This window comes from Phycisphaeraceae bacterium, assembly GCA_020639155.1.
Classification (GTDB): Bacteria; Planctomycetota; Phycisphaerae; order Phycisphaerales; family UBA1924; genus JACKHF01.
In genome coordinates this window covers 847,526-869,448 of record JACKHF010000001.1, presented here as the reverse complement: position 1 = coordinate 869,448, position 21,923 = coordinate 847,526, and the positions used below count along the sequence as shown (strand labels likewise).

The window sequence follows — 21,923 nt, the reverse complement described above, 5'->3', positions numbered from 1 at the left end:
GGTGGTTCTCGTATTTACACATCCAGATTCTTCACCTCGAGTGCGTGGTCCTCGATGAAGTTGCGTCTCGGTTCGACCGGCTCGCCCATCAGTGTCGCGAACATCGTCTCCGCTTCAGCAGCCTGCTCCATCGTCACACGCAGCAATGTGCGACGCTCGGGGTCCATCGTGGTCTCCCACAACTGCTCCGCGTCCATTTCGCCAAGACCCTTGAACCGCTTGATTTCCATGCCCCGGCGACCAATGTCGTGCAATGAATCGAGGATCGCTAGCATGTTTGGTGCTTCGACGACCTTCGATGTCGAGCTGCGCTTCTCGGTGTTGGTTTCCGCGGGCGCTTCCTCGTCGTCAAAGACACTCTCTGACTTGGCTTGCTTTGGTTCCGGCTCGGCGTTTCCCGACTTGTCGATGGACCACGCGAACTTCGAGGGCAGTTTCTCACCCGTGACAGATTCTTCCTGAGTGAGTCCGAACGTGTCGCGCGTGATGCCGTATGCTGCGAGTTCGACAAACAGACGATCAAGCTCACGATTCTCGTGCAGCTCGCGCAATGTTGCAACCTTCGCCATGTCCACGGGCTGATCGTCGGGCACGTCGTCAGCAAACACGAGCGCGTGCTCCGCGATGCACGCGTCGGCTGCATCACGCGACCAGAACACCTCTGTGTGTCCCTGCCACGACAAACGATATCGCGGCAGACGATGGCTGCCCTCGGGGTCATTGTTTGCCATCGACAAGAGATCGATGAACGGTGTGCCTCTGCGTTCGGCGATGTTGACCAACTCACGGGTGCGGTCGAGCAGTTTGACGAGCTTAACAGCGTCGTCGCCCGAGATGGTGCGTTCTATCTTGTCAGACCCGATGTCGCCTCGGATCAATAGCGACGCGCCATCAAGCCCGAGCTCGGTCAGGCGCGAGTTCATCTCGGCGTTGTCACGCACGTAGAAGCTTTTGCGCCCGCGCGTCACCTGGTACAGCGGCGGTTGCGCGATAAACACGCGACCGCGACGGATTAGTTCGTGCATCTGCCTAAAGAAGAATGTCAGCAGTAGTGTGCGGATGTGTGATCCGTCAACGTCCGCGTCGGTCATGATGATGATCTTGCCGTACCGGAGTTTGGAGATGTCAAAGTCCGGCCCGATTCCGCATCGAAGCGCCTGGATCATCGTGCGGATTTCCTCGTTGGCGAGGACTTTATCGAGGCGCGCCTTCTCCACGTTGATGATCTTGCCCTTGAGAGGAAGGATCGCCTGCGTGTCGACGTTGCGTCCCTGCGTGGCGCTGCCGCCCGCGGAATCACCCTCGACCAGATACAACTCAGAGTCGTCGCCCTTGGACTTGCAGTCGCGCAGCTTGTGCGGCATCGATCCGGAATCGAGCGCTGTCTTGCGCCGGGTGAGCTCGCGCGCCTTGCGTGCTGCCTCGCGCGCCTGCGCTGCGACAATGCCTTTCAGGCACAAACGCTTTGCTTCGGACGGATGCTCGAGCATCCAGTCCTCGAGCGCTTCACCGAGCGCGCTCGAGACAAACCCTTCGATCTCGGGGTTGAGCAGTTTCTCTTTCGGCTGGTTGTTAAATGTCGGCTCGGGAAGTTTGACCGACACGATCGCGATCAATCCTTCGCGAAGATCATCGCCCGTCGGCGTGGGATCTTTCTCCTTGAGTATGCCTTCCTTGCGCGCGTAGGTGTTGATCGTGCGCGTCAGCGCGACCTTGAATCCCTGCCCGTGCGTGCCGCCGTCTGTGTTATTGATGTTGTTCGCGAACGTCAGCAGTGTTTCGTTGTACCCGTCGTGGTACTGCATCGCAACCTCGACGATGAGCGTGCGTTCGGGCTCTTCCTTGCGCACAAACACGGGCGAACTCACAGCAGTCTTGCCGGTCATCAGATGCGAGACATATTCCAGCAGCCCGTTCTCCGCGAGGAAGGTCTCTGACTTAATCTTGCCGTCGGCATCGACGCGCTCGTCGGTCAGCTTGATGGTCACGCCGGGGTTCAGATACGAGAGCTCGCGCAAGCGGTTTGCCAGCGTGGCATACGAGAACTCAGTCACGGGGAAGATCGTTGCGTCAGGCCTGAACACGATCTTCGTGCCCGTCTTGCGATGCTGCGATTCAGGGACATCGCGCACAACCACGAGTGGTTTGGTCACAACGCCCCGCTCAAACCGGATCGCGTGGACCTTGCCCTCGCGCGAGACCTCGCAGTCGAGGTATTCTGACAGCGCGTTCACACACGAGACACCGACGCCATGGAGACCGCCCGAGACCTTGTACGCCGAGTCCTCCTGGTTGAACTTGCCGCCAGCGTGGAGCTTTGTCATGACGATCTCGACAGCGCTCTTGCCGTTGATGTTCGGATCGTCGTCCTTCATCGCATCGACGGGGATGCCTCGGCCGTCGTCTGTGACGGAGACCGATCCGTCGACCTGGATGGTGACAGTGACGGTCGTGGCATGGCCGGCCATGGCCTCATCGATGGAGTTGTCAACGACTTCGTAGACGAGATGGTGCAGCGCGTTGATCCCCGTGCCGCCGATATACATCCCCGGGCGCTTGCGGACCGCTTCAAGTCCTTCGAGCACCTTGATTTGCGCGCCTCCATAGTCACCACCCTTTTTCGTGTCAGTTGTCCGGGAGGCTGCTGCAGGAGCATTGCTTGCGTCAGGAGAGAACGTGTGACCGTGGGTGTGGTATGGCATAGGCTGAGAATCTTCTGCCTGCAGGGAGTGGGTTCGCTAAAGAACCGCGACACACTGCAAGGGTGTGGGGCTTGGCCAATGCTGCTCGGAAAACCCATGGCATTGGCCCGGAATCGACTGAAAAACCGATTCAAATCATAGGTGTCAATCGCTGAAAAGGCCCATTTGATGTCAAGAGATGGTTTTATCGAGGAGCAGATGGGAGGGAGCGAGCTAATGAGAGAAACGGTTCGCTTCCAGTTCCGACTTCCCGTCAGACCTTTGTCCGATGATTCGGTTTTTTATTCAAGTCGGGTGCATAACTTCGAAGTCAGCAGACATGTCTTTGCATAGGCTCGATTTAGGGGGGATGACCCAGCTCACAGGGTGTACTTGAGCCCTTTTTAGGGAAATTCCGTAATCGCTAATCTGTCTTAATGCAATCGTCAATATACCGAAAATGTGAAAAAGGCCGATTCCGGCCTAGCCGATTCTGGTGGGTGCGTATGAAATCACCGGTCCGTGGTCATCCAACGCCTTTTCCAGGCAACGCGTTCCAGCGTGCCGAACTTATCGAATTGTTGAAATCCCAGACGTCTGCTGCTTCCGCGTCACACTTCACGCGTGCGGATTACAGATATGCAGCTAACTCGATCGAGGTCGCAAAGTTCATTCATCCTGGCGGCGGCGTTTCGAGAGCCGAGGTGCTGTTGTACAACCTCAGCGCGTCGGGCGGTGGTGTTGTGTATAACGGCTACCTGCATCCAGAAACTGAATGCGAACTCACACTAAAAAAGTTTCGGGGCGGAACCGCAGACATCAAGGGTGTTGTCCGCTGGTGCGACTTTGTGACAAAGCAGTTCCACATGGTCGGGATCAAGTGGGATGAGCATATCGATATCAGAGAGTTCATAGATCCACGCAAGATTACCGAGTTAGGCACGACAGGTGATACGGCATTACACGAAACGCTCAAGGGCAGAGTGCTGGTCATTGAGGACGACAATCTCGAATGCAATCTAATTCGAATGATGTTGTCGGAAACCGAGATGGGACTTGAGATAGCGCAAGACACAGGCGCAGCGTTCGATCGAGTGCGCGCAAACTCGTACGACTTGATTATTACTGACAGCCAGATCGGATCCAAACAGCGTGCTGTTGATTTCATGCCGAAACTCCGTCATGAAGGGTTCGCTGGACCAGTTATCGCGATTGCCCGCGATAACCTGCTTGCATCCATTGATGCGCTGCGTGATGCAGGCGCGAGCGAGATTGTGTGCAAGCCGTTCCAGAGAGAGGAACTGCACGATGCGATTCGTCGTGCACTTCGCGAGACTGCCGATCCAGCAAGCGGGTCCGCGCCAATTTACTCTTCAATGAAGGACTCGCAGAAAAATCTGAACTGGATCATCCAGTATGTTGATACAGTTCACGCAAAGGCGAAGGCTCTTGAGACGGCGCTGCGCAGTGAAGATGTTGATGCGGCAATGGAAATCTGCTCTCAGTTACAGGGGACCGGACAAAGCTACGGGTTTGCCATTCTGAGCGAAACCGCCCTTGCTGCTCTGACAGCTCTGCGTGCTTCTTCATCGTGTGCTGAATCCACCAAGGAGATTCGCAAGACGATCCGCATTATCGAACGACTCGCTGTTGCCGAATAAACAACAGACGGTCTCGAAAGTCAGGACGATCACTTGTTATAGGACTACAAATGCCTGCTTTTTCTCTTTGATGCAACTGGTCTTGTTGCAACCATCGCCCCCAGCCGAAGTGTATAGTGTGGGCCGACCCATGGATATGCGCACTATGCAAACCCGACGTGCCTTCACGCTGTTGGAACTGATGATCTGTCTGGTCATCATTTCGTTGCTGATCGGCATTCTCATGCCATTGTTTGTGCTGGCACGTGACGGTGCACGTATCACTGTGTGTGCGTCGAATCTCAAGAACATTGGTCTTGCGTGGCAGCAATATCTCAACGAGAACAAGGTCTTTCCAACGCGAAACGCACTCCCGGACTGGCACTACGGCGGCGCCAGCTTTGCAGGGAATGACGGCAAGCCAAGACTCGCAGTCGATCGACCGCTGAACACCTACATCAACGCAACCCACGAAGGCAAGGACGATGACAGCACAACGCTCTGCGAGCTGTTCCATTGCCCGTGTGATAACGGTCTCATCAGTCGCGACAGAGTGACAGGGCAGACTTCGTTTCCGATCGGCGATCGCTCGTGCTTCTCCTACTTTGGCAACAGCTATCGTGCAAATCCTGAACTTATGAACGGCAGCCCTTCCGGGTCGCACAACGACCAGCCGATGCGCATGTCAGAGGTTTCCGTGCCAACAACCAAGCTTGTGCTTGTAGGCGATGCCGAGTGGTACTACGCAACGCGCGGACTAACGGAGCGCGAGGCCGCTTTCGACGCGTCGTGGCACAAGGAGCCAAACGGCGCGAACGTTGCGTTTGTTGATGGCTCTGTGCAGTTCCTGAAGTTCTCGCGCGGTGAGACTCGCCAGTACCTCATCCATCCAAAGCTTGGCCACTAACCAAAGACCTACTTTCCAGTAGATACAGCTGCGCCCAGCGATCGCTGCTGTTGCTGCTTTGTTATACAATCATCGTCATGCGACTCCACATCAGGCCAGTTCGCGCAATCGTGTGCGTTGTGCTCGGTGCGATCACAACCGTGCTGGTAGCGTGGGGGATCGCGATAACACCACATCCTGTTCCGGATAGCTGGATATATGAAACGGGACGGGAAACAAACCAGTGGTATGACGTGTACGCGGTGCAACTTAGCCCGGATGGTGATGAACGCTGGCATCTTGTGATGATGTATGAGCGCTTCGGGTTTTCGTTCATGTCTATCCATCCCGGTGAGTTATATCGTGATCCAGCGCCGAATGACGAGATGATCGATCTGAAGAACCGGATCAGAGGTCCTGGTGCAAACGGTGTGATACCCAAACCATCACCGAGGAGAGAGCCATCGATCGTGTGGACATTGTTGAATCGAAGTCCAAACTGGTATCGGCGCGGTGATGCAAGACGATATGGGTTTCCCATGCGTGCGATGTGGGAGGGGGAGGCGACGCCGGAACGGGCTGACGCAGGATTCCTGGACTGGCGTCCACAGCTCGATACGGTGACACGCGGTCGTTTGACAATGACCGATCCACGCACAAAGACGCAGCACCATCTTCCGATCGCAATACTCCCGATTGGATTTACCGTTGACTCGCTGTGCTCCAGCGTGGTGTACTACATCCTCTTGTGTTTGCCGGGTGTTGTTCGACATCATTATCGCAGAAAACAAAGCCGGTGTGTGGTTTGTGGTTACGACAGATCGGGCACCAAACCGAATGCATTGTGTCCGGAGTGCGGCAGAATCTGATACACTTGGTGCGGAATGAAACTTCGAATCCGCCCAGTTCGTGCAATCGTGTGTCTTGTGCTCGGTGCGATGACAACAGTGCTTGTTGCATGGATAGTTGCGTATGTCCAACCGTTCAATCGCATCTTTCCAGAGACTGTAGCGGGTGTGCAGCGTGATGCGTACATGCTGAAAGAGGGAAGATGGATTGGCAGATATTCGTGGGATTTATGGTATCGAACGACACGCAGGAGTTTTTGGGCGTGGCCGATATCACGCCCCGTTCCTCCTGATTCAGCAGCATGGGAGTTCTTTACTGTTGCCGAGTTGAACCGATCCGGGAGTGAGTTCCCGATTGTTCCAGTGACATCTGCCGACACATTTCTCCTCACCACGCCTGATGACGCCCAAATGTTCTTTTCTGCTGCGACCGATCGAATCGGGATGCCGCTTCAAGCTCTTGAGATGAAGGTGCGGTACTCCAAGACTGCATACATCGGTGTGGAATCGGTGAGCGCAGTTCGTTTTCGGTGGACCCATTTCAATATCGATGTGATGTTCCCGACGAGAATAGTGACCGGCGGATTTGTCTTTGACACAATCTTCTTTGGGGTGATGGAGTATCTGCTGTCGCTCGCACCAGAGAAGTTTGTGCGATGGAATCGACGTCGGCGTGGACGATGTGTGTACTGCTGTTATGATCGCGCTGGCCTTGGTGACAACCACGCCTGTCCGGAGTGCGGCAGAATCTGATATACTTGGTGTGGAATGAAACCTCGCATCAAGCCAGTTCGCGCGATCGTGTGCCTTGTGCTTGGAGTGATGACGACGGTGCTTGTTTCATGGACTGCTGAGGTGTATAGCCCCTCACAGGGACTCGAAATGCCAGCCAATCAAAAGTACACGTCTGTCAAGGCGTTTCAGCGTCGTGACGGTGTATGGATGGTCATGTATGTGTGGGATTCATGGACGCACACAAAGAAGGCTTCGTATCGTGCAGAACTTGTTGGCGATCTCGAAACGCCAAACGTTGGCAGATTCGTTGTGAACTTCTACTACAACGTTGGCATGCACGCTGGAAGGCTGCCTGTCGTGTCGGTCCAGTCGCAGCGATGGATGACACGGTTCGATCGCGACGGCGGGTATCTCTACACGAGCAGGGGCACAACATGGACGTATCGCGCCGCGCATGATGCTGCTGTCGGGTTTCCATTGCCAGCGCTTGCGATGTCCTCCATCTCTAACAGCGGTGTGCCCGAGATGAAGTACTCGTTCAATACATGGAGAACAACACTGCCATGGATGAGCAAGCCCGTTGATCTTCCAACACGGATTCGCTGGGACGGCATGATCGTTGATGCAATGTTGTATGGCGGCATTTTCTATCTGATCCCTTTGTCACCCGGCTGGGGGAATCGCCGCCAGCGAAGAAAGCAGGGATTGTGCGTGGTGTGCGGGTACGACCGTTCGGGACTTGCCGATGATGCGCTGTGCCCGGAGTGCGGCGAGTAAGAGCATAGACAAAGTTATCGCTTGCATAACATGGTCGATGTATGAAGCAGGTGCAGCACGTAAATCGAGATGCTACAAAGGTATGAATATATGGCGAATGATAATTGGGCAAGTCAAAGAATAGAGTTCGCTCGCAATGGAGACGTATTTATTTCATTTGACAGCTATGAGCAAGCCCGTGATTGGGCAGCGCGACAATGGAGTCAAATTCAGCCGATTATTAACGCGATTGATGAAGGCAAAAGGAGATCACTGTCTGGCCAATGGTCAGCAATAACGACCGAAATCAACCAGCTAGATAGAAAAAATTTTGACAACTCAAAAGCTGTACAGCTTATTAACAATTTTAAGCACAGATGTTCCACATTGTTCTCGTTGTTTGGTGTTGGTGACACGCCGTCGATTAACAAGCTAATCGATCTGAAAGAGAGATATTCTTTCATCACTGCCGCAGCATATTGGTCCTATCTTGCGAAGCTCAACTGGCAAGGGAAACATGAGAACGAATCAATTCTTGGTGTTGTAATTGCCATGATGGAATCTGGCGATCTTGATCACGAATCAATGAATCGTTCCGATAGTTCACTGATCGCTAAGCAAGCGAATGAAGCAAAGGAGAACTTTGAGTCTTGGATAGGCAACGCTAAAAGAGATTACGTAGAAGTTGTTGAACAGACATCAAAGTTGGGTCTGAAACTAGATAAAAGGGCAAAGGACACAGCAAGTTGGATAGCTTCATTTAAGTCTAGCGCAGCTATTGACCGAGACGAACTTCTGGAAAGAGGGAGAAGGGATCTTGACAATATTCGAAAAACATATAATGAAGAACTTGCCCTTCGGTCGCCCACGTCTTATTGGCGCACTCGGCAGAAGTTTCATGCTGATTTAGCGAAAAAGTTTGCAATCGGTTTTGTGATAACACTACTTGTATCAGCTCTGCTTATTGTGGTTGGATCAATCTTATTGCTAATTCCAGTCGAAGAGTTTGCGTACCGATGGCTTGGGTTAACTGCAACCGGTTCTGTTGCCCCGCCCATTACGAAAACGGTGGTGTTCGCAGCTCTGCTGGCGATTGATTTTTGGGTGCTTCGCATTATCTATCGAAATATGGTCAGTAATCAACATCTTGCTGCCGACGCTGCGGAGCGAATCGTGATCATGATGACGTATCTGTCGCTACTGCGTAGAAAACAGCTGCCTAGCGAAGCATCGTTGGATATGGTTCTGGCTGCACTGTTTAGGTCGGCGTCCGATGGACTAGTGAAGGATGATCAAGGGCCAGTTCCTCCGTTATGGGAGATGTTAATGAGCCGCAATAAGTAGTTATTCTTTCACGCCCATCATCTCGAGCAGTTTTTCGCGCACCGCTTTCGCGTCGGCCGACCCGCCCGAGAGTTTCATAACATTGCCGACGAGTCTGCCGACAGCTGCAACCTTGCCACTCTTGATCTGCTCGACGATCGGCGCGTTCTCATCGATCACCTGCTGGCACCAGCCGAGCATCGCGCCCTCGTCGCGCACGATGAGCATGGTGTGCTCGGTCGCGAGTGTCTCAGGATCAGCGCCCGCGTTCGCGGGGTCGCACAGCACGCCGAAGAGTTCGTCGGCGCTGTTCGAGCTGATGCTCCCGTCCTCGCGGAGTTTGACGATGCCTGCGATCTGTGTCGGTGAGATGCCGAGCTTCTCGACCGGGCACTGCTGCTCGTTTGCGCGCTTCAAGCCCGACTGGAGCACAAAGTTGCCCGCCTGCTTGCCCGCGCGCGTCGCGTCGATGCCGAGGCTGACAATCTCCTCGATTGTTTGCTCAAAGAACTGGTTTGTTTCGGGGTCGTCGGCGAGTGCTGACGCTTCCTTGACAGCGAACCCGAAGTGCTCGACGTATCTGCGCACGCGCGACACGGGGAGCTCGGGCAGTGATTCGCGCACGCGCGTGATCCACGCGTCGTCGATAACCACCGGCGGCAGGTCTGGATCGGGGAAGTACCGGTAGTCGTGCGCGTCTTCCTTCTCACGCTGAATGGTGGTGCGGTTGTTCACATCGTCCCAGCCGCGCGTCTGTTTCATGCCCGCGCCCATGACGCGCCCGTCTTCACGCCAGCGTTTCGGCTGATCCTCGAACTCGAACTCGATCGAGCGTTTGAGCGCGCGGAACGAGTTGAGGTTCTTGATCTCGACGATTGGGGTTTTCACAACCGTCCCGTCGTCGAGCGTGATGATCGTGTTGATGTTCGGCTCGAAGCGCATGTGCCCGCGCTGCATCACGCCCTCGGTTACCTGCAGGAACCGGCAGATGTTCCGAAGCATGCGCGCGAATGCGACGACCGAATCAGCATCAGAAAAATCCGGCTGCGTCACGATCTCGAGCAATGGCGTGCCTGCTCGGTTGAGATCGACAATCGATCCGTCGATCGCATGCCCACCTGGCGCTTCGTGCAGCAGCTTGCCCGCGTCTTCTTCCAGATGTGCGCGGATGATCCCGATCCTTTGGAAGCTCGTCTCGTCCGTCCCGATCAGGAACCCGTTCTCATCCATCGCAGGCAGATCAACCGCGCCGTCGAAGCACAATGGCAGGTCGTACTGCGAGATTTGATACGCTTTGGGAAGATCGGGGTAGAAGTAGCTCTTGCGGTCCCACTTGGTGAAGTTCGCGATGGAGCAGTTCAGCGCCAGCCCGACCTTCATGGACATCTCGACCGCTGCTTTGTTCATCACGGGGAGCGCGCCGGGGAGTCCGAGCACGACGGGATCGATCAGCGAGTTCGGCTCGGGGTCGCCAGCATCCGGATGGGCGGGCGACTTTGCGCGCGAGAACATCTTGGACAATGTGGCAAGCTCGACGTGGACCTCAAGCCCGACCTTGAGCTGGACAGATTTGATCGCGGGAGCAGTAGCAGTGGTCATGCGGGATGGTATGGAGGAGATGGTTTCACCACAACCGATATTGTTCAGCGACTTGAAAGTCGTGGTTCTGGTTCTTCATGGATCTGGACGAATGACGAACGTTTCCCAGCCGTCGTACTCGCCATTGTGCTTCTGTGCAACTTGAACGAGCTCCCAGCTCGACTTGTGTATCGTATCAACATCAACTGCGCTCACATGTGTTGCACTGAATCCAATCAACTCGGGCAGTTCTTCATCAGGAGTCAGGACCTCACACTGATAGCCCATTGCTTGAACAACAGCCATGCAGGAGTCTCGGTTGTGCTCTGAATCAAACAGAAGCCAGTGTTCCACCTCGCGAGGTTGTTTTAGAAGATCTCCTTCTTTTATCAACTCCTCGACAACCGCCATGTCCCGCGCAAGACGGGATATCTCAAGATCAGACAAGCTGTCCAGATCGGAACTTGGGGGATTCTGTTTACTGCGTTGCGACCAAACAATCGCAGCGATACACGCTGTGACGACAAGTGCTGCAAGGACAATGAGAATAACGCGCGGAGGCATATGCAACTCCCACTGCAATGAGATGCGAAGCAGCCGGCTGGATCGAAGTTACACCATCTCAATGCTGGAATAATGGTCGAGATTGCAGTAGACGATCTCGCCGTCGGGCTTGCGGAGCACGATGCGTTCGAGCCACAGCTTGCCGTCCTTCGAGTGGGCGAACCACGACCCGGTCTTCTGCTGGCCGAGCTCGACAATCTCGCCCTCGACGCTGGTGATGCGGACGCCTGTGCCGAACGGGATCTGCTGGGTGACGCGGACGCGCGCGCCGACGCCGAACCCCTCGGGCACGGGGCGGGACTGGGCAGCGGATGTGGATGGTGTGGTCATAGGCAGGGAGTATAGGAATCCGTCATTCGTTCGTCAGGGTGCTTCCACATCAATGCGTGCACGACCCCAATCACAGAAGTCACTGCCCACTGTTGGAGCTGGCATGGTGCTTTTATACGTTGTGTTTCTGAGTGCTCCTCGCACGAGATCGGGTTGAGGGACAGAAGGTTCGCTGATAATGAGCACGATGATCTTTCTTGCAACTGGATGGACAAAGAGCATGCCGCGGTATTTATCCGATACAGGCTTGATAGGAACATGCCAGGCCATGGTTCCATCCCGCTGTGTCCACGGTGTGTGAATCCAATCAGGTGCAAATGCATGTTGAATGAAGTTGTTGAACAAAGGTTCAGAATACTCAAACATGTCTATATCAGTAACTTGGGTTGCACCGAGCGCAATCGGGTCAACTGTAACGCCATTGATACGAAGCGCAAGAGTTTCCGAAAAAAGAATGCTGCTTAATCCTTCCATGAACAATGCGATCTCAACGCTGTCGCAGGTCAGTTCCGACCAGTCGCCTGTGCCGCATATTTCTTCGAGCTGTGCAAACATTCTCCGCATGTTGTCGGGTGATGCTGTTTCAACGTGCTCAGTGATATGGAACCATTTGAGGTAGACGAGCAACGCGATGGAGATGCCGCAGACGGCGCAAATCGCAAGAAACCACTTCAGCTTCCGATGGTGCTTGGCGTGGCCTGTTTTCTTCTGCTCCATTGCAGGTGTACGGATCGCGTGAGTCAGATGTTCACTGGGTGCGCTGGGCAAAGTCCCGCAGCCGCTCCCCGTGCTTGTCCTGCACATACGCCTGGATCATCTTCTCTGTGCACGTCATTACCTGCGCGGGCGTGAGGTTCGATTTTCCTGCGATGTGCTGCGCGACCTGCTCCGGCGGCGTGTTGTTTGAGAGCATCCGCATGATCTCTTCGCCGTGCTCGAGCGAGTGTGCCATCACAGCGTCGTTGAACGTGAAGCGCGGTGCGCCCGGTGGCACGGGCTTGACCTTGCGCGCACCAAGATAGCTTGCGATGTTCGATATTACAAACACGGGTGTCAGCACCAGCGATGTGATGCTGAACCACCCGAAGAGCAGTGTCTTGCCTGTTGCTGATTTGAAGTGATGCGAGATGCAGTCCTTGCACATGAACCCTGCAATCTCGCCCGTCTGGCGGACGAGCAGCATGCCGATGGTCCGTTTGAACTCGGCGAACGCCGTCGGCGCTTCGCGTGAGCAACTCTTGCACACCATGTGCCTGTTGTTCCAGCGCATATCGCCGTAGACATGCACCGCCTTGTCGCAATGCGGACAGCGCATGCCGAGCTTATCAAGGTACAGACCGTCGATCGCTTTGAACAACTGCTTGCATTTTCTGTTTGAGCACGGGAGTTCGGTCTCGAGCGCAGCGTCGATTCGGCTCGGATTCCACGACAGCCATTCCTTGCGGAATGCCCCGTAAGTTTGTAAGAGTTGTTTGTCTGATGCCAATACGCAGCTCCTCTCCGTGCGAAGACACACTGAGCATAGCAATGAAAGTGGCGTGCGTGTTCACACGGAGAGATGTCTAAGATGCAACTCGCAGTGTCTCAGATGGAACTTTGTCCAGCCCGCTCGCGAGAGTGGACCGAATACCGGATGAACCGGGAACATGTCCGGTTGTGCTGCAAACCGATCAATAGCATCGAGCAATCGTTTCTGCTGTTCGAGAACATCTGGATTCGCTGGCGGTGTCATGAGGTGCTTGACTTCGGATGGGATCGCTCGGCCCTTGGGCAGCCCAATGTTCAGCGCTGCAAACTGCATCATTCTTTGTTTCATCGAAACGCTTGATGTGGTCGCTTGTGGTGCAGCATCACACGAAGCTTCTATTGCGGCAGAAAGATGATAGAAAATTTGACCAGTTGTCCATACGCCAGTTGTTCGAGCCGCTTCCGGGTTCGATAAAGCGACATAGTCTCGTAGATGTCGAAGATTCTTGAATCTGAGTGCCATCGTGTGTAAATCTCGTGCGAGAAAGCGCAAGCGGTGAATGTGACCGGAAACGGATTCGATGACAACTGCCAAACAGATTCGCGGGATCTGCCTAGTCTCTAGATATGAGAAGTTCTCTCTCCAATCCATCCGGTCTTGTGATGATCGGGATTGATGAGGCGGGGTTCGGTCCCATGCTCGGGCCATTGTGCGTTGGGTGCTCTGTCTGGCACATCGCGGACTGGAAGTCGGGTGATCCTGCGCCGGACCTCTGGCAGTTGCTCGGGAAAGCGGTCGCGCGATCGCGCAAAGAGGCTGGCGATCGGATTGCGATCGCCGATTCCAAGAAGCTGAAGGGCACAGGCACAAAGACGCATCCGCTCACCCATCTGGAACGGGGCGTGCTGGCAATGCTGGGCGGAAAAATATCGACCGATAACAATTTGTTGGATGTACTTTCGTCAGGAGCGGGGGGCATCCTGCCCCCCGGGGAGTTGAGCGGCACTGCACATGCGTGGGGCAAGATGCCTCACGCTCCTGATTTAGGGAGACTCCAGAATCCTGATTCGACAGCGCCTCTTGTTTCTGATGAGAATCGCGGTTCCCTGCCCTGGTACACACTGCCGCCATTGGACCTGCCGCTTGCCAACGACGAGAGCCAGCTTCGGCTGGATTCCTCGGTCATCAGATCAGCGATGGCAAAGGCGGGGGTGTCCCTGCTCGGGTGCCGATGCGAGATCATTAACGAGATCGAGTTCAACCGGATCATTCAGCCGAAACCCGGCCAAACAGGCTCAAAGGCGCACACCACACTTGCTGCGATCGGTCGGATCCTCCGCTCACTCCTTCTGCCTGATGGCGATCAGGAATCGCTAGTAACGATCCCCAATCCGGCCCACATCCGGGTTGTGTGCGATCGATTGGGCGGCAGGCAGTCGTACACGCAGGCGATTGAGCGCATCCTTCCCGGGTTTTCTGCACGGATGCTCGTCGAATCCCCCGAGATGAGCCGGTATTCGCTCGTACTGCGGGACGAGATTTCCACATCTCCGTTTCCTGAGACGAAGATCTCGTTCCAGACAGAGTCAGAGACAGTCCACATGCCGATCGCGCTGGCATCAATGATCGCGAAGTATGTTCGCGAGCTTGCGATGATTCGATTCAATACCTACTGGCAGGCCAAGATGCCCGAACTCAAACCCACCGCTGGGTATGTCACGGATGCCCGTCGCTGGCTCGATGACGCTGCCGATGCTGTGGACCGATCCCTGCGTGAGCGGATGATCCGCAAAGCCTGACCACACCTGGGTTCATTGCTCCAGAACTGACAGTGCAAACCCGATCCTCGCGCTGTTTCTGGTGGAAGAACGGGGCTGCGTACTCTACCCTCAGCCCCCTGCGCATCGCGCGTGGGGTTGTGTCGTGCAGGGTTCACTTCCCTTTCAGATCGGCGGGCTGCATTGGACCTTCTGGTCAACCCTTTTCTTCTGTACAGCTTGCTTGCGCTTGGCGCGGCTGGTATCTGCGTTGCGCTCCCTCGCAAGGGGCCGAACCCGCAGGTGATTGGCGGCATGATCGTCGCGACCGCGATCGGTCTGCTTGTCTTGCTGCTCACGCTCAAATCGCTCGATGCCGAAGGCTCAATGCCGAATCTGTTCTTCTACCTGTTCTCGATGATCGCGGTTGGCAGCGCGTTGCGCATGATCACACACCCACGCCCTGTCTACGCTGCGCTGTACTTTGTTCTCACGATCCTTGCATCGTCCGGGCTGTTCCTGATTCTGTCCGCCGAGTTCATGGCTGTTGCGGTCATCATCATCTATGCTGGCGCGATTCTGATCACCTATCTGTTCGTCATTATGCTCGCCACGCAGGCACCGACAGACGATCAGATCGATGCGCTCGCGGATTACGACCTTGAAGCACGCGAGCCCCTCATCGCGTCGGCGATCGGTTTTGTACTGATGGCTGTGCTGACAACGGTGCTGTTCGCTGGTGTGCGATCGATTGATCGTGCGGCTGGCGAGGATCTGTACACAATCCATGCAGAGCAGAATCGTGAGATCGCACGCATGCCCGGCAGGATTGAGCACGCGCTGAATGCTGATCTGCTCCCGCGCGAGGAACTCGATGGCAGGGCGCCGTTCGAGCTGATGCGTGACGGATATGCAGTAACCGAGATCGTTCCCGATACCCGTCGCGTTGTTCTCACGAACGGTGACGAGCGCGTCGCGATGGACTGGCCCGTTGACTTACAACTGTACAACGTCGAGGATGTCGGGTTCAATCTGCTTGAGGATCATCCGGGATCGATTGAGATCGCGGGTGTGATCCTGCTGATGGCAATGCTCGCGTCTGTTGTGCTTGCGCGTCGTAAGGTGCAGGAGGACGAGGAGGACAAGATGGAGCAGGCGCGCCGTCTGTCGCTGGTCGATCCTGCGCTCGCACCGGTAGGTGGGGAGGGTGGTGCATGAACCACTCTCTTACGCTGTCCCAGTTTGCCGCTCCTGAACTGATGGGCAACATCACGCTGGCTCACTACCTGCTGGTGTCCGCGGTTATGTTCTCTCTTGGTGTGGTTGGGTTCCTGACGCGTCGGAACCTCATCATCATGTTCCTGTGTACGGAGCTGATGTTCCTTGGTGCAAACATCGCGCTGGTTGCGTTCTCAAGATTCCATCTCGAAGCGTCCGGGCAGTCGTTTGTGGTGTTCGTGCTGACAGTGGCAGCTGCCGAAGCTGCGATGGCGCTCGCGCTCGTGGTGCTGTTGTTCCGCAGGCACGAGTCATTGAGTGCGGACAAGTGGTCCGAACTTCGCGGGTAAGTGTGGATTGTGTGGAGACCTGATTGGTGCTGACAACGATCGCACATCTGATGTCGAGCCTGTCCGGCATGTTCCAGCAGCACGCTGGCGATCCCTCGCATGCGCCCGCAGCGCACACAACAACCGAGATGGTGCTGACGCACGTCGAGTCCGTCGCGCCGACGGGTGCAGCGATCTGGCCAGCGCTCCTGCTGCTCGGCCCGATTATCGCTGTGCTGCTGACAACATTCTGTGCGATCTTCAAAGTAAAGACAAAGCTACCCGCGTTTGTGACGGTCGGTTCGCTCGCCTTCTCGTTCATCTGCGCGGTGATGATGTATCGCAACGTCGGGCAGATGGACGGCGTAAGCATCCACATCTTCGACTGGATCAACTTCCAGTGGCAACAACCGAGACCCGGATCGTTCGTTGCTGATATTGGTATCTATGTCGACAAGCTGACGTGCCTGTGGATGCTGTTCGTCACGGGGCTCGCCACGCTCATCGCGCTCTACGCGAGCGAGTACATGAGCCACGATGTCGGCAAGGGATACTCGCGATTCTTCTTCGCGTTCAGCCTGTTTGTGCTGTCGATGTCCTGCCTCGTGATGGCGGACAACCTCGTCCTGCTCTACCTGGGGTGGGAAGGCGTAGGCCTCTGCTCGTACCTGCTCATCGGGTACTTCTACACGAAGCCCGCCGCTGTTGCCGCCGCGAAGAAGGCGTTCATTGTGAATCGCATCGGCGATCTCGGGCTTGCACTGGGCATCATGCTCACGTTTGTGCAGTTCGGGTCGGTGCGGTATGCAGAGCTGTTCGAGATGGCTGCACCGTACATTGAGCACGCAAAAGCCGGGCATTTTGACCAGATCCCGATCCGTATTCAGATCATCCCATTGCTCTTGATGATCGGCGCGTTCGGCAAGAGTGCGCAGTTCCCACTCTACGTCTGGCTGCCCGACGCGATGGAAGGCCCGACGCCTGTCTCCGCGCTCATCCACGCAGCGACCATGGTTACCGCTGGTGTGTTTCTGATCGCACGCATGTACACCATCTTCGTGCTCTCGCCGTGGGCACTGCCCATCGTCGCGTGGATCGGCACCATTACTGCCTTGCTCTCCGCGACTATCGGCATGGCGCAGTTCGACATCAAACGCATTATGGCGTATTCCACGTGTTCCCAGCTCGGGTACATGTTCGCGGGCCTTGGCGTTTTGTCGTCGGTCGGCGCTGCATCGCACGTGTTCACACACGCGCTGTTCAAAGCAACGCTCTTCCTCTGCTGCGGTGCGGTGATGCACGGGTTCGCGGGCCAGCTTGATCTGCGCAAGCTTTCCGGTCTTTGGAAGGTCAAGGGCTGGCTGATTGTGTCCGTCGCGATGTTCGTCGGCTGTATCAACCTTGCCGGGTTCCCGTTCACAGCCGGGTTCTTCTCGAAGGACATGATCATTGCCGAGTCGTTCGTGACGCCCGGGTTCGCGTACGTCGGCTGGCTGCTGCTGATCACCGCTGGGTTAACCGCGTACTACACGTTCCGCGTGTTCTTCCGCGTGTTCGTTGGTCCGGTGTATTACGAGCCGGGCGATGAGCATCACGATGACCACAGCGACGATCACGCACATGACCATGGTGACGATCACGCGCACGACAACCACGGTCATGACGACCATAGCCACGGGTTTCATCCGCACGCGCCGGGCTGGGCGATCAACACCGTGCTCGTGGTGCTGATGGTCAGCTCGCTCGCTGCGATCCCGCTCATGATGAAGGGCGTGTTCGGGTACGACCACGGCTGGACCGTGAACATGGTCGAGGAATCGTCAGCCCACTATGAGTCACCCTACGCGCATCACGAGACAAATGCAGGCACCAGCCATGCCGAAGACGCGCACACAGCACCATCCCATGATGAGACCGCCCACGCAACACACGCAGAGGGCGGCACGTTCCTTGGGTACAACCCGCATGAGGCGATGTACTACGTTTCAGGCGGCATCGGCGCGATGGGCATCCTGATCGCATTCCTGCTGCACTACTCGCGCAATCGCAAGCTCGGCGAAGCAAATCTCCCAGCAGACAAACTGCTCCCCATGCTCGGGCCGATCCCGTTTTGGGCGCAGCACAAGTGGTACGTGGATGAGTTCTACCACTTCCTCATCCGCCGCCCGCTCTGGGTTATTTCAACGTTGTTCGGTTACTTCGACAAGCTCGTTGTTGACGGCTTGGTCGATCTGCTCGGCGCAATCCCGCGCTGGATCGGCGCGATGGTTCGTCCGTCGCAGTCGGGTGTATTGCATGGATACGCCATGTCGATGGCGCTTGGTATTGGTATTCTGCTGATCGCGATTCTCGGATACGCGTTCCTGATGTAAGTAGCGCAAGGAAACACAAGAGACTGCATGTCACAGTTCATCCTTCCACTTCTGGTCCTTCTGCCGCTCGCCTTTGCGATGATGGTCGCGATGGCGCCCGCAGCGCGGGCAAAGTCGATCGCGCTCTGGGGCATGCTCATACCCGCTGGGCTCGGCCTTGCAGCACTCTTCATGTTCAGTTGGGTCGGCGATTCGTACCAGTTCGAGTCCGCGATCGAATGGATGCCTCAGCTTGGTCTCTCGCTGCGCATGGGTGTTGATTCTGTGGCGATGCTGCTGATCGCATTGACGCTGCTGCTTGGGCCGATTTGCGTTGTTGCTTCATACACTGCGATCACAGAACGTGTCAAGACGTACTACTCGTGGCTGCTTGTGCTCCAGTCCGCGATGATCTGTGTGTTTTCAGCTCGCGATCTGGTGCTGTTCTACATCGCGTTCGAGTTCACGCTCATCCCGATGTACGTGCTGATCTCGCTCTATGGCTCGACAAATCGCGCACGCGCTGCAACCAAGTTCTTCCTGTACACGTTCACGGGCTCGATCATCGCGCTCGCTGGACTTGTGTACGTGGTGTACTTCAACGCAACACAATCCGCAGGCGCTGTTGAGGGCATGGGCCGCTGGACAACGTCCATCGCACCACTCCTTGAATCAGCACGTTATATGTCGTTGGGCGAGCAGACATTCGTGCTCGCTGCGCTGATCCTCGGATTCGGCGTGAAGGTGCCGATTTTCCCGTTCCACACGTGGCTGCCCCTTGCACACACGGAAGCGCCGACCGCGGGTTCTGTCATCCTCGCGGGTGTGCTGCTGAAACTCGGCACGTACGGTTTGTACCGTTTCGCGCTCCCGATTGCGCCAGCTGCGCTGGCAGAGTACGCGCCATTACTTGCGGTGTGCGCGATCATCGGCATTGTCTACGCGGGCCTGATCTGCTGGGTGCAGACCGATGTAAAGAAACTCGTCGCATACTCGTCGGTTGCTCACCTCGGGTTCTGCGTGCTGGGCTTGCTCGCACTCAACCACACCGGGATCGCTGGGTCGGTCCTGTACATGATCAACCACGGTCTGTCAACGGGCGCGCTGTTCCTGCTGATCGGCATGATGTACGAGCGGTACCACACGCGCTCCATGCGCGAGGTGGGGGGCCTCTACAAGAAGATGCCTATCTGGGGCGCGTTCATGGTGTTCTTCACGATGGCTTCGGTTGGCTTGCCCGGGCTCAACGGGTTTGTGTCTGAGATCATGTGCCTGATGGGCACGTTCCAGGCGGATAAGGCGTGGGCTGGCTCCCTCGGTGGCGCTGGCAACACGCTCGGCTGGGGATACGCTGCAATCGCGGGCACGGGCATGATCGTCGCTGCGATGTACCTGCTCATTATGCTGGGCAAGGTTGTGTGGGGCCCATTGGTTGAGCCCGATTCGCATCATCATCACGACGATGAGCACGAGAGTGTGCTTCCGACGGATCTGTCCCGTCGCGAGATCGGCGTGCTGATCCCACTCGGCTTGCTGTGCCTGGTTGTTGGTCTGTATCCAAAGCCGATGCTCGACGCGATCCGAGGCCCGGTTGACGAGACCATCCGCATGGTTGAGCAGGGACGCGCATTGCATCAGAACGCAGTCCCGCACGATGAGCACGCGGTGACGCCGCCGACAACACACACACAAGCACCATCTTCTGACCCATCCACTGAAGAGGAGCACGCCTCGTGATCGACTGGGTCAACAACATCCTGCCCGAGATCGTTCTCTTCGGCGTGACGTGCGTCGTGATGGTGCTCGGCCTGAGTAAGAATCTCGCGTGGCGCAACATGGTCATGCCGGTGTGCGCGCTCGGGCTTGCTGTTTCTGGGTTTGTTGCGCTGACAACACCGGTCCGTGGCGTTGTGCTGCTTCCCGAACTGATGCCGTTTGCGAAGGCTGCCATCGCGGGCATCGCCATGCTGTTGCTTCTGTTGCAGGAGGGGGCGGTCGATCGATTCGAAGAGCGCGACATCGCAAAGGGCGTGCGACCGTTCGATGCGATCCGCACGAACCGCGCAGAGTACTACGCGTTCTTTATGTTCTCGATCACTGGTCTGATGCTGTGCACGAGCGCCCGCGACCTCGTCTGGTTGTTTCTCGCGCTTGAGCTCACCAGCCTGCCCTCGTACATCATGGTCGCGGTCTCTGGTGTTGGGCGCAACGGTGCGCACAAATCACAGGAAGCTGCGGTCAAGTACTTCTTCCTCGGTGCACTCGGCGCTGCGACGTTCCTGTACGGGTTCGCCATGATCTACGGCGGCACGGGCACGACGAATCTCGTTGGCATCACTGACGCGATCCGGTTGCAGGGCGATGCGCTCAATCCCATCCTGCTCGCGGGCCTGCTGATTTCACTCGTGGGATTGTGCTTTAAGATCGCTGCGTTCCCCATGCACTTCTACACGCCGGACGTGTATCAGGGCGCAGCTGCACCCGTCAGCGCGTTCCTTGCGTTCGTGCCAAAGGCTGCCGGTTTCTTTGCCATTGCGCAGCTGATGGTCGCCGTCGGCTGGACACACGGTGCAAGTGGCAACTCCCTGCCCGAGCCCATTGTGATGATGCTGACCGTCATCGCGATGCTCACCATGACCCTCGGTAACGTGCTGGCACTGTGGCAGCACTCCGTCAAACGCATCCTTGCGTATTCGTCCGTTGCGCACTCCGGCTACATGCTCGTCGGCATCATTGCAGGTCCTGGCGACGGCTCATTCGCGAAGAACGGGCTCGCAGCGGTGCTGTTCTATCTCGTTGCGTACGGCATCACCAATGTCGGCGCGTTCGCTGCGGTCGCGTGTCTTGAGCGCCGCAAGGGCGATCATGTTACTGAAGCAGACGATCTTTCTGATATCCGCGGCATATGCAGAACGCATCCGTGGGTTGGGATCGCGTTCGTTGTCAGTGCGCTCTCGCTACTGGGGATGCCACCGGCGCTTGGGTTCTTCGCGAAGTTGCCATTGTTCACTTCCGGCATCTCGTCTGGTCATCTGCCATTGGTTATCGTGCTCGGTTTGAACAGCGCGATCGCAGCATACTACTACCTGCGTCTGGCGCGCATCGCATGGCTGGAGAATCCAGACGATCGGCGCGAGCCCGTTGTTCCCGCGCCGTTTGAGTCACGCCACATCGCAGCGATGGGCTCGCTCCTCGGCATCATCGTGTTGGCAGTCTTTGGTGGCACACTCATGCAGGGCAGCGCGAACGCCTTCGAGTCGGCCGTATCAACATCCGAGAGCGTCGCAGTTGACGACAGCGAGTTGATTCAGGAGATGGTGGATGTGCTGAGCGTGCATACCGACCCCATGGGTCAGTTCGACATCGGGCGCTAATAGAACAACCAGTGCGAACTTCCAAGCCCATCGGTTGCAATCCATGGGCTTTTTCTTTACAAACATCGCGCACAACTTGCGCATT

At 56.3% G+C, this 21,923-nt stretch carries 19 protein-coding genes; 12 read left to right on the top strand and 7 right to left on the bottom strand.

Going from position 1 to position 21,923, the window contains the following annotated elements:
• Positions 1-14 precede the first annotated feature (14 nt).
• A complete protein-coding gene (locus H6815_03755) occupies positions 15-2,702 on the bottom strand; it encodes a DNA gyrase subunit B (protein MCB9859544.1) in 2,688 nt (895 codons plus the stop codon).
• A gap of 485 nt (positions 2,703-3,187) precedes the next feature.
• On the opposite strand from H6815_03755, the gene H6815_03750 reads away from it, so the two are divergent.
• The 6 genes from H6815_03750 to H6815_03725 all read left to right on the top strand — a co-directional run bounded on the left by H6815_03750 (position 3,188) and on the right by H6815_03725 (position 8,890).
• Positions 3,188-4,342 (top strand): response regulator, encoded by a 1,155-nt coding sequence (locus tag H6815_03750; GenBank protein MCB9859543.1) that lies wholly within the window; start codon positions 3,188-3,190, stop codon positions 4,340-4,342.
• Between the two features lie 145 nt (positions 4,343-4,487).
• A complete protein-coding gene (locus tag H6815_03745; protein MCB9859542.1) occupies positions 4,488-5,228 on the top strand; it encodes a type II secretion system protein in 741 nt (246 codons plus the stop codon).
• A 77-nt stretch (positions 5,229-5,305) separates the two neighbouring features.
• Complete coding sequence (locus H6815_03740) at positions 5,306-6,076, top strand: hypothetical protein (GenBank protein ID MCB9859541.1); 771 nt, start codon at positions 5,306-5,308, stop codon at positions 6,074-6,076.
• A gap of 15 nt (positions 6,077-6,091) precedes the next feature.
• Positions 6,092-6,808, top strand: a complete 717-nt coding sequence (locus H6815_03735; GenBank protein ID MCB9859540.1) for a hypothetical protein — start codon at positions 6,092-6,094, stop codon at positions 6,806-6,808.
• A 15-nt stretch (positions 6,809-6,823) separates the two neighbouring features.
• Complete coding sequence (locus tag H6815_03730; protein ID MCB9859539.1) at positions 6,824-7,567, top strand: hypothetical protein; 744 nt, start codon at positions 6,824-6,826, stop codon at positions 7,565-7,567.
• Positions 7,568-7,657: 90 nt separating this feature from the next.
• Positions 7,658-8,890: a hypothetical protein gene (locus tag H6815_03725; protein MCB9859538.1), complete on the top strand. Its 1,233-nt coding sequence runs from the start codon at positions 7,658-7,660 to the stop codon at positions 8,888-8,890.
• Here the strand turns inward: H6815_03725 and gatB are convergent, their stop codons facing one another.
• From gatB to H6815_03695, 6 genes are all read right to left on the bottom strand, one after another.
• Positions 8,891-10,468: an Asp-tRNA(Asn)/Glu-tRNA(Gln) amidotransferase subunit GatB gene (gene gatB, locus H6815_03720; GenBank protein ID MCB9859537.1), complete on the bottom strand. Its 1,578-nt coding sequence runs from the start codon at positions 10,466-10,468 to the stop codon at positions 8,891-8,893.
• Between the two features lie 75 nt (positions 10,469-10,543).
• Entirely contained in the window at positions 10,544-11,011 is a 468-nt protein-coding gene (locus H6815_03715; protein ID MCB9859536.1) for a ribonuclease E inhibitor RraB, read from the bottom strand.
• Positions 11,012-11,059: 48 nt separating this feature from the next.
• The gene (locus tag H6815_03710; GenBank protein MCB9859535.1) at positions 11,060-11,341 is read right to left on the bottom strand and encodes a hypothetical protein; all 282 of its coding nucleotides are present in this window, start codon (positions 11,339-11,341) and stop codon (positions 11,060-11,062) included.
• Between the two features lie 33 nt (positions 11,342-11,374).
• Entirely contained in the window at positions 11,375-12,109 is a 735-nt protein-coding gene (locus H6815_03705; GenBank protein ID MCB9859534.1) for a hypothetical protein, read from the bottom strand.
• Positions 12,090-12,827, bottom strand: a complete 738-nt coding sequence (locus tag H6815_03700) for a hypothetical protein (protein MCB9859533.1) — start codon at positions 12,825-12,827, stop codon at positions 12,090-12,092. The genes H6815_03705 and H6815_03700 overlap by 20 nt, the downstream gene beginning before the upstream one ends.
• 60 nt (positions 12,828-12,887) lie before the next feature.
• Positions 12,888-13,331 (bottom strand): DUF1569 domain-containing protein, encoded by a 444-nt coding sequence (locus H6815_03695; protein MCB9859532.1) that lies wholly within the window; start codon positions 13,329-13,331, stop codon positions 12,888-12,890.
• A 104-nt stretch (positions 13,332-13,435) separates the two neighbouring features.
• Here H6815_03695 and H6815_03690 point away from each other — a divergent pair, with 104 nt between their 5' ends.
• From H6815_03690 to H6815_03665, 6 genes are all read left to right on the top strand, one after another.
• Positions 13,436-14,608 (top strand): hypothetical protein, encoded by a 1,173-nt coding sequence (locus tag H6815_03690; protein MCB9859531.1) that lies wholly within the window; start codon positions 13,436-13,438, stop codon positions 14,606-14,608.
• Between the two features lie 162 nt (positions 14,609-14,770).
• Complete coding sequence (locus tag H6815_03685; GenBank protein ID MCB9859530.1) at positions 14,771-15,784, top strand: NADH-quinone oxidoreductase subunit J; 1,014 nt, start codon at positions 14,771-14,773, stop codon at positions 15,782-15,784.
• Between the two features lie 41 nt (positions 15,785-15,825).
• The gene (gene nuoK / locus H6815_03680) at positions 15,826-16,134 is read left to right on the top strand and encodes an NADH-quinone oxidoreductase subunit NuoK (GenBank protein ID MCB9859529.1); all 309 of its coding nucleotides are present in this window, start codon (positions 15,826-15,828) and stop codon (positions 16,132-16,134) included.
• A 26-nt stretch (positions 16,135-16,160) separates the two neighbouring features.
• Positions 16,161-18,485, top strand: a complete 2,325-nt coding sequence (gene nuoL, locus H6815_03675; protein ID MCB9859528.1) for an NADH-quinone oxidoreductase subunit L — start codon at positions 16,161-16,163, stop codon at positions 18,483-18,485.
• A 27-nt stretch (positions 18,486-18,512) separates the two neighbouring features.
• Positions 18,513-20,201, top strand: coding sequence for an NADH-quinone oxidoreductase subunit M (locus H6815_03670; GenBank protein ID MCB9859527.1), 1,689 nt, complete (start codon positions 18,513-18,515; stop codon positions 20,199-20,201).
• Positions 20,198-21,838, top strand: coding sequence for an NADH-quinone oxidoreductase subunit N (locus H6815_03665; GenBank protein MCB9859526.1), 1,641 nt, complete (start codon positions 20,198-20,200; stop codon positions 21,836-21,838). Before H6815_03670 ends, H6815_03665 begins: the two co-directional genes overlap by 4 nt.
• The last annotated feature ends 85 nt before the right edge of the window (positions 21,839-21,923 follow it).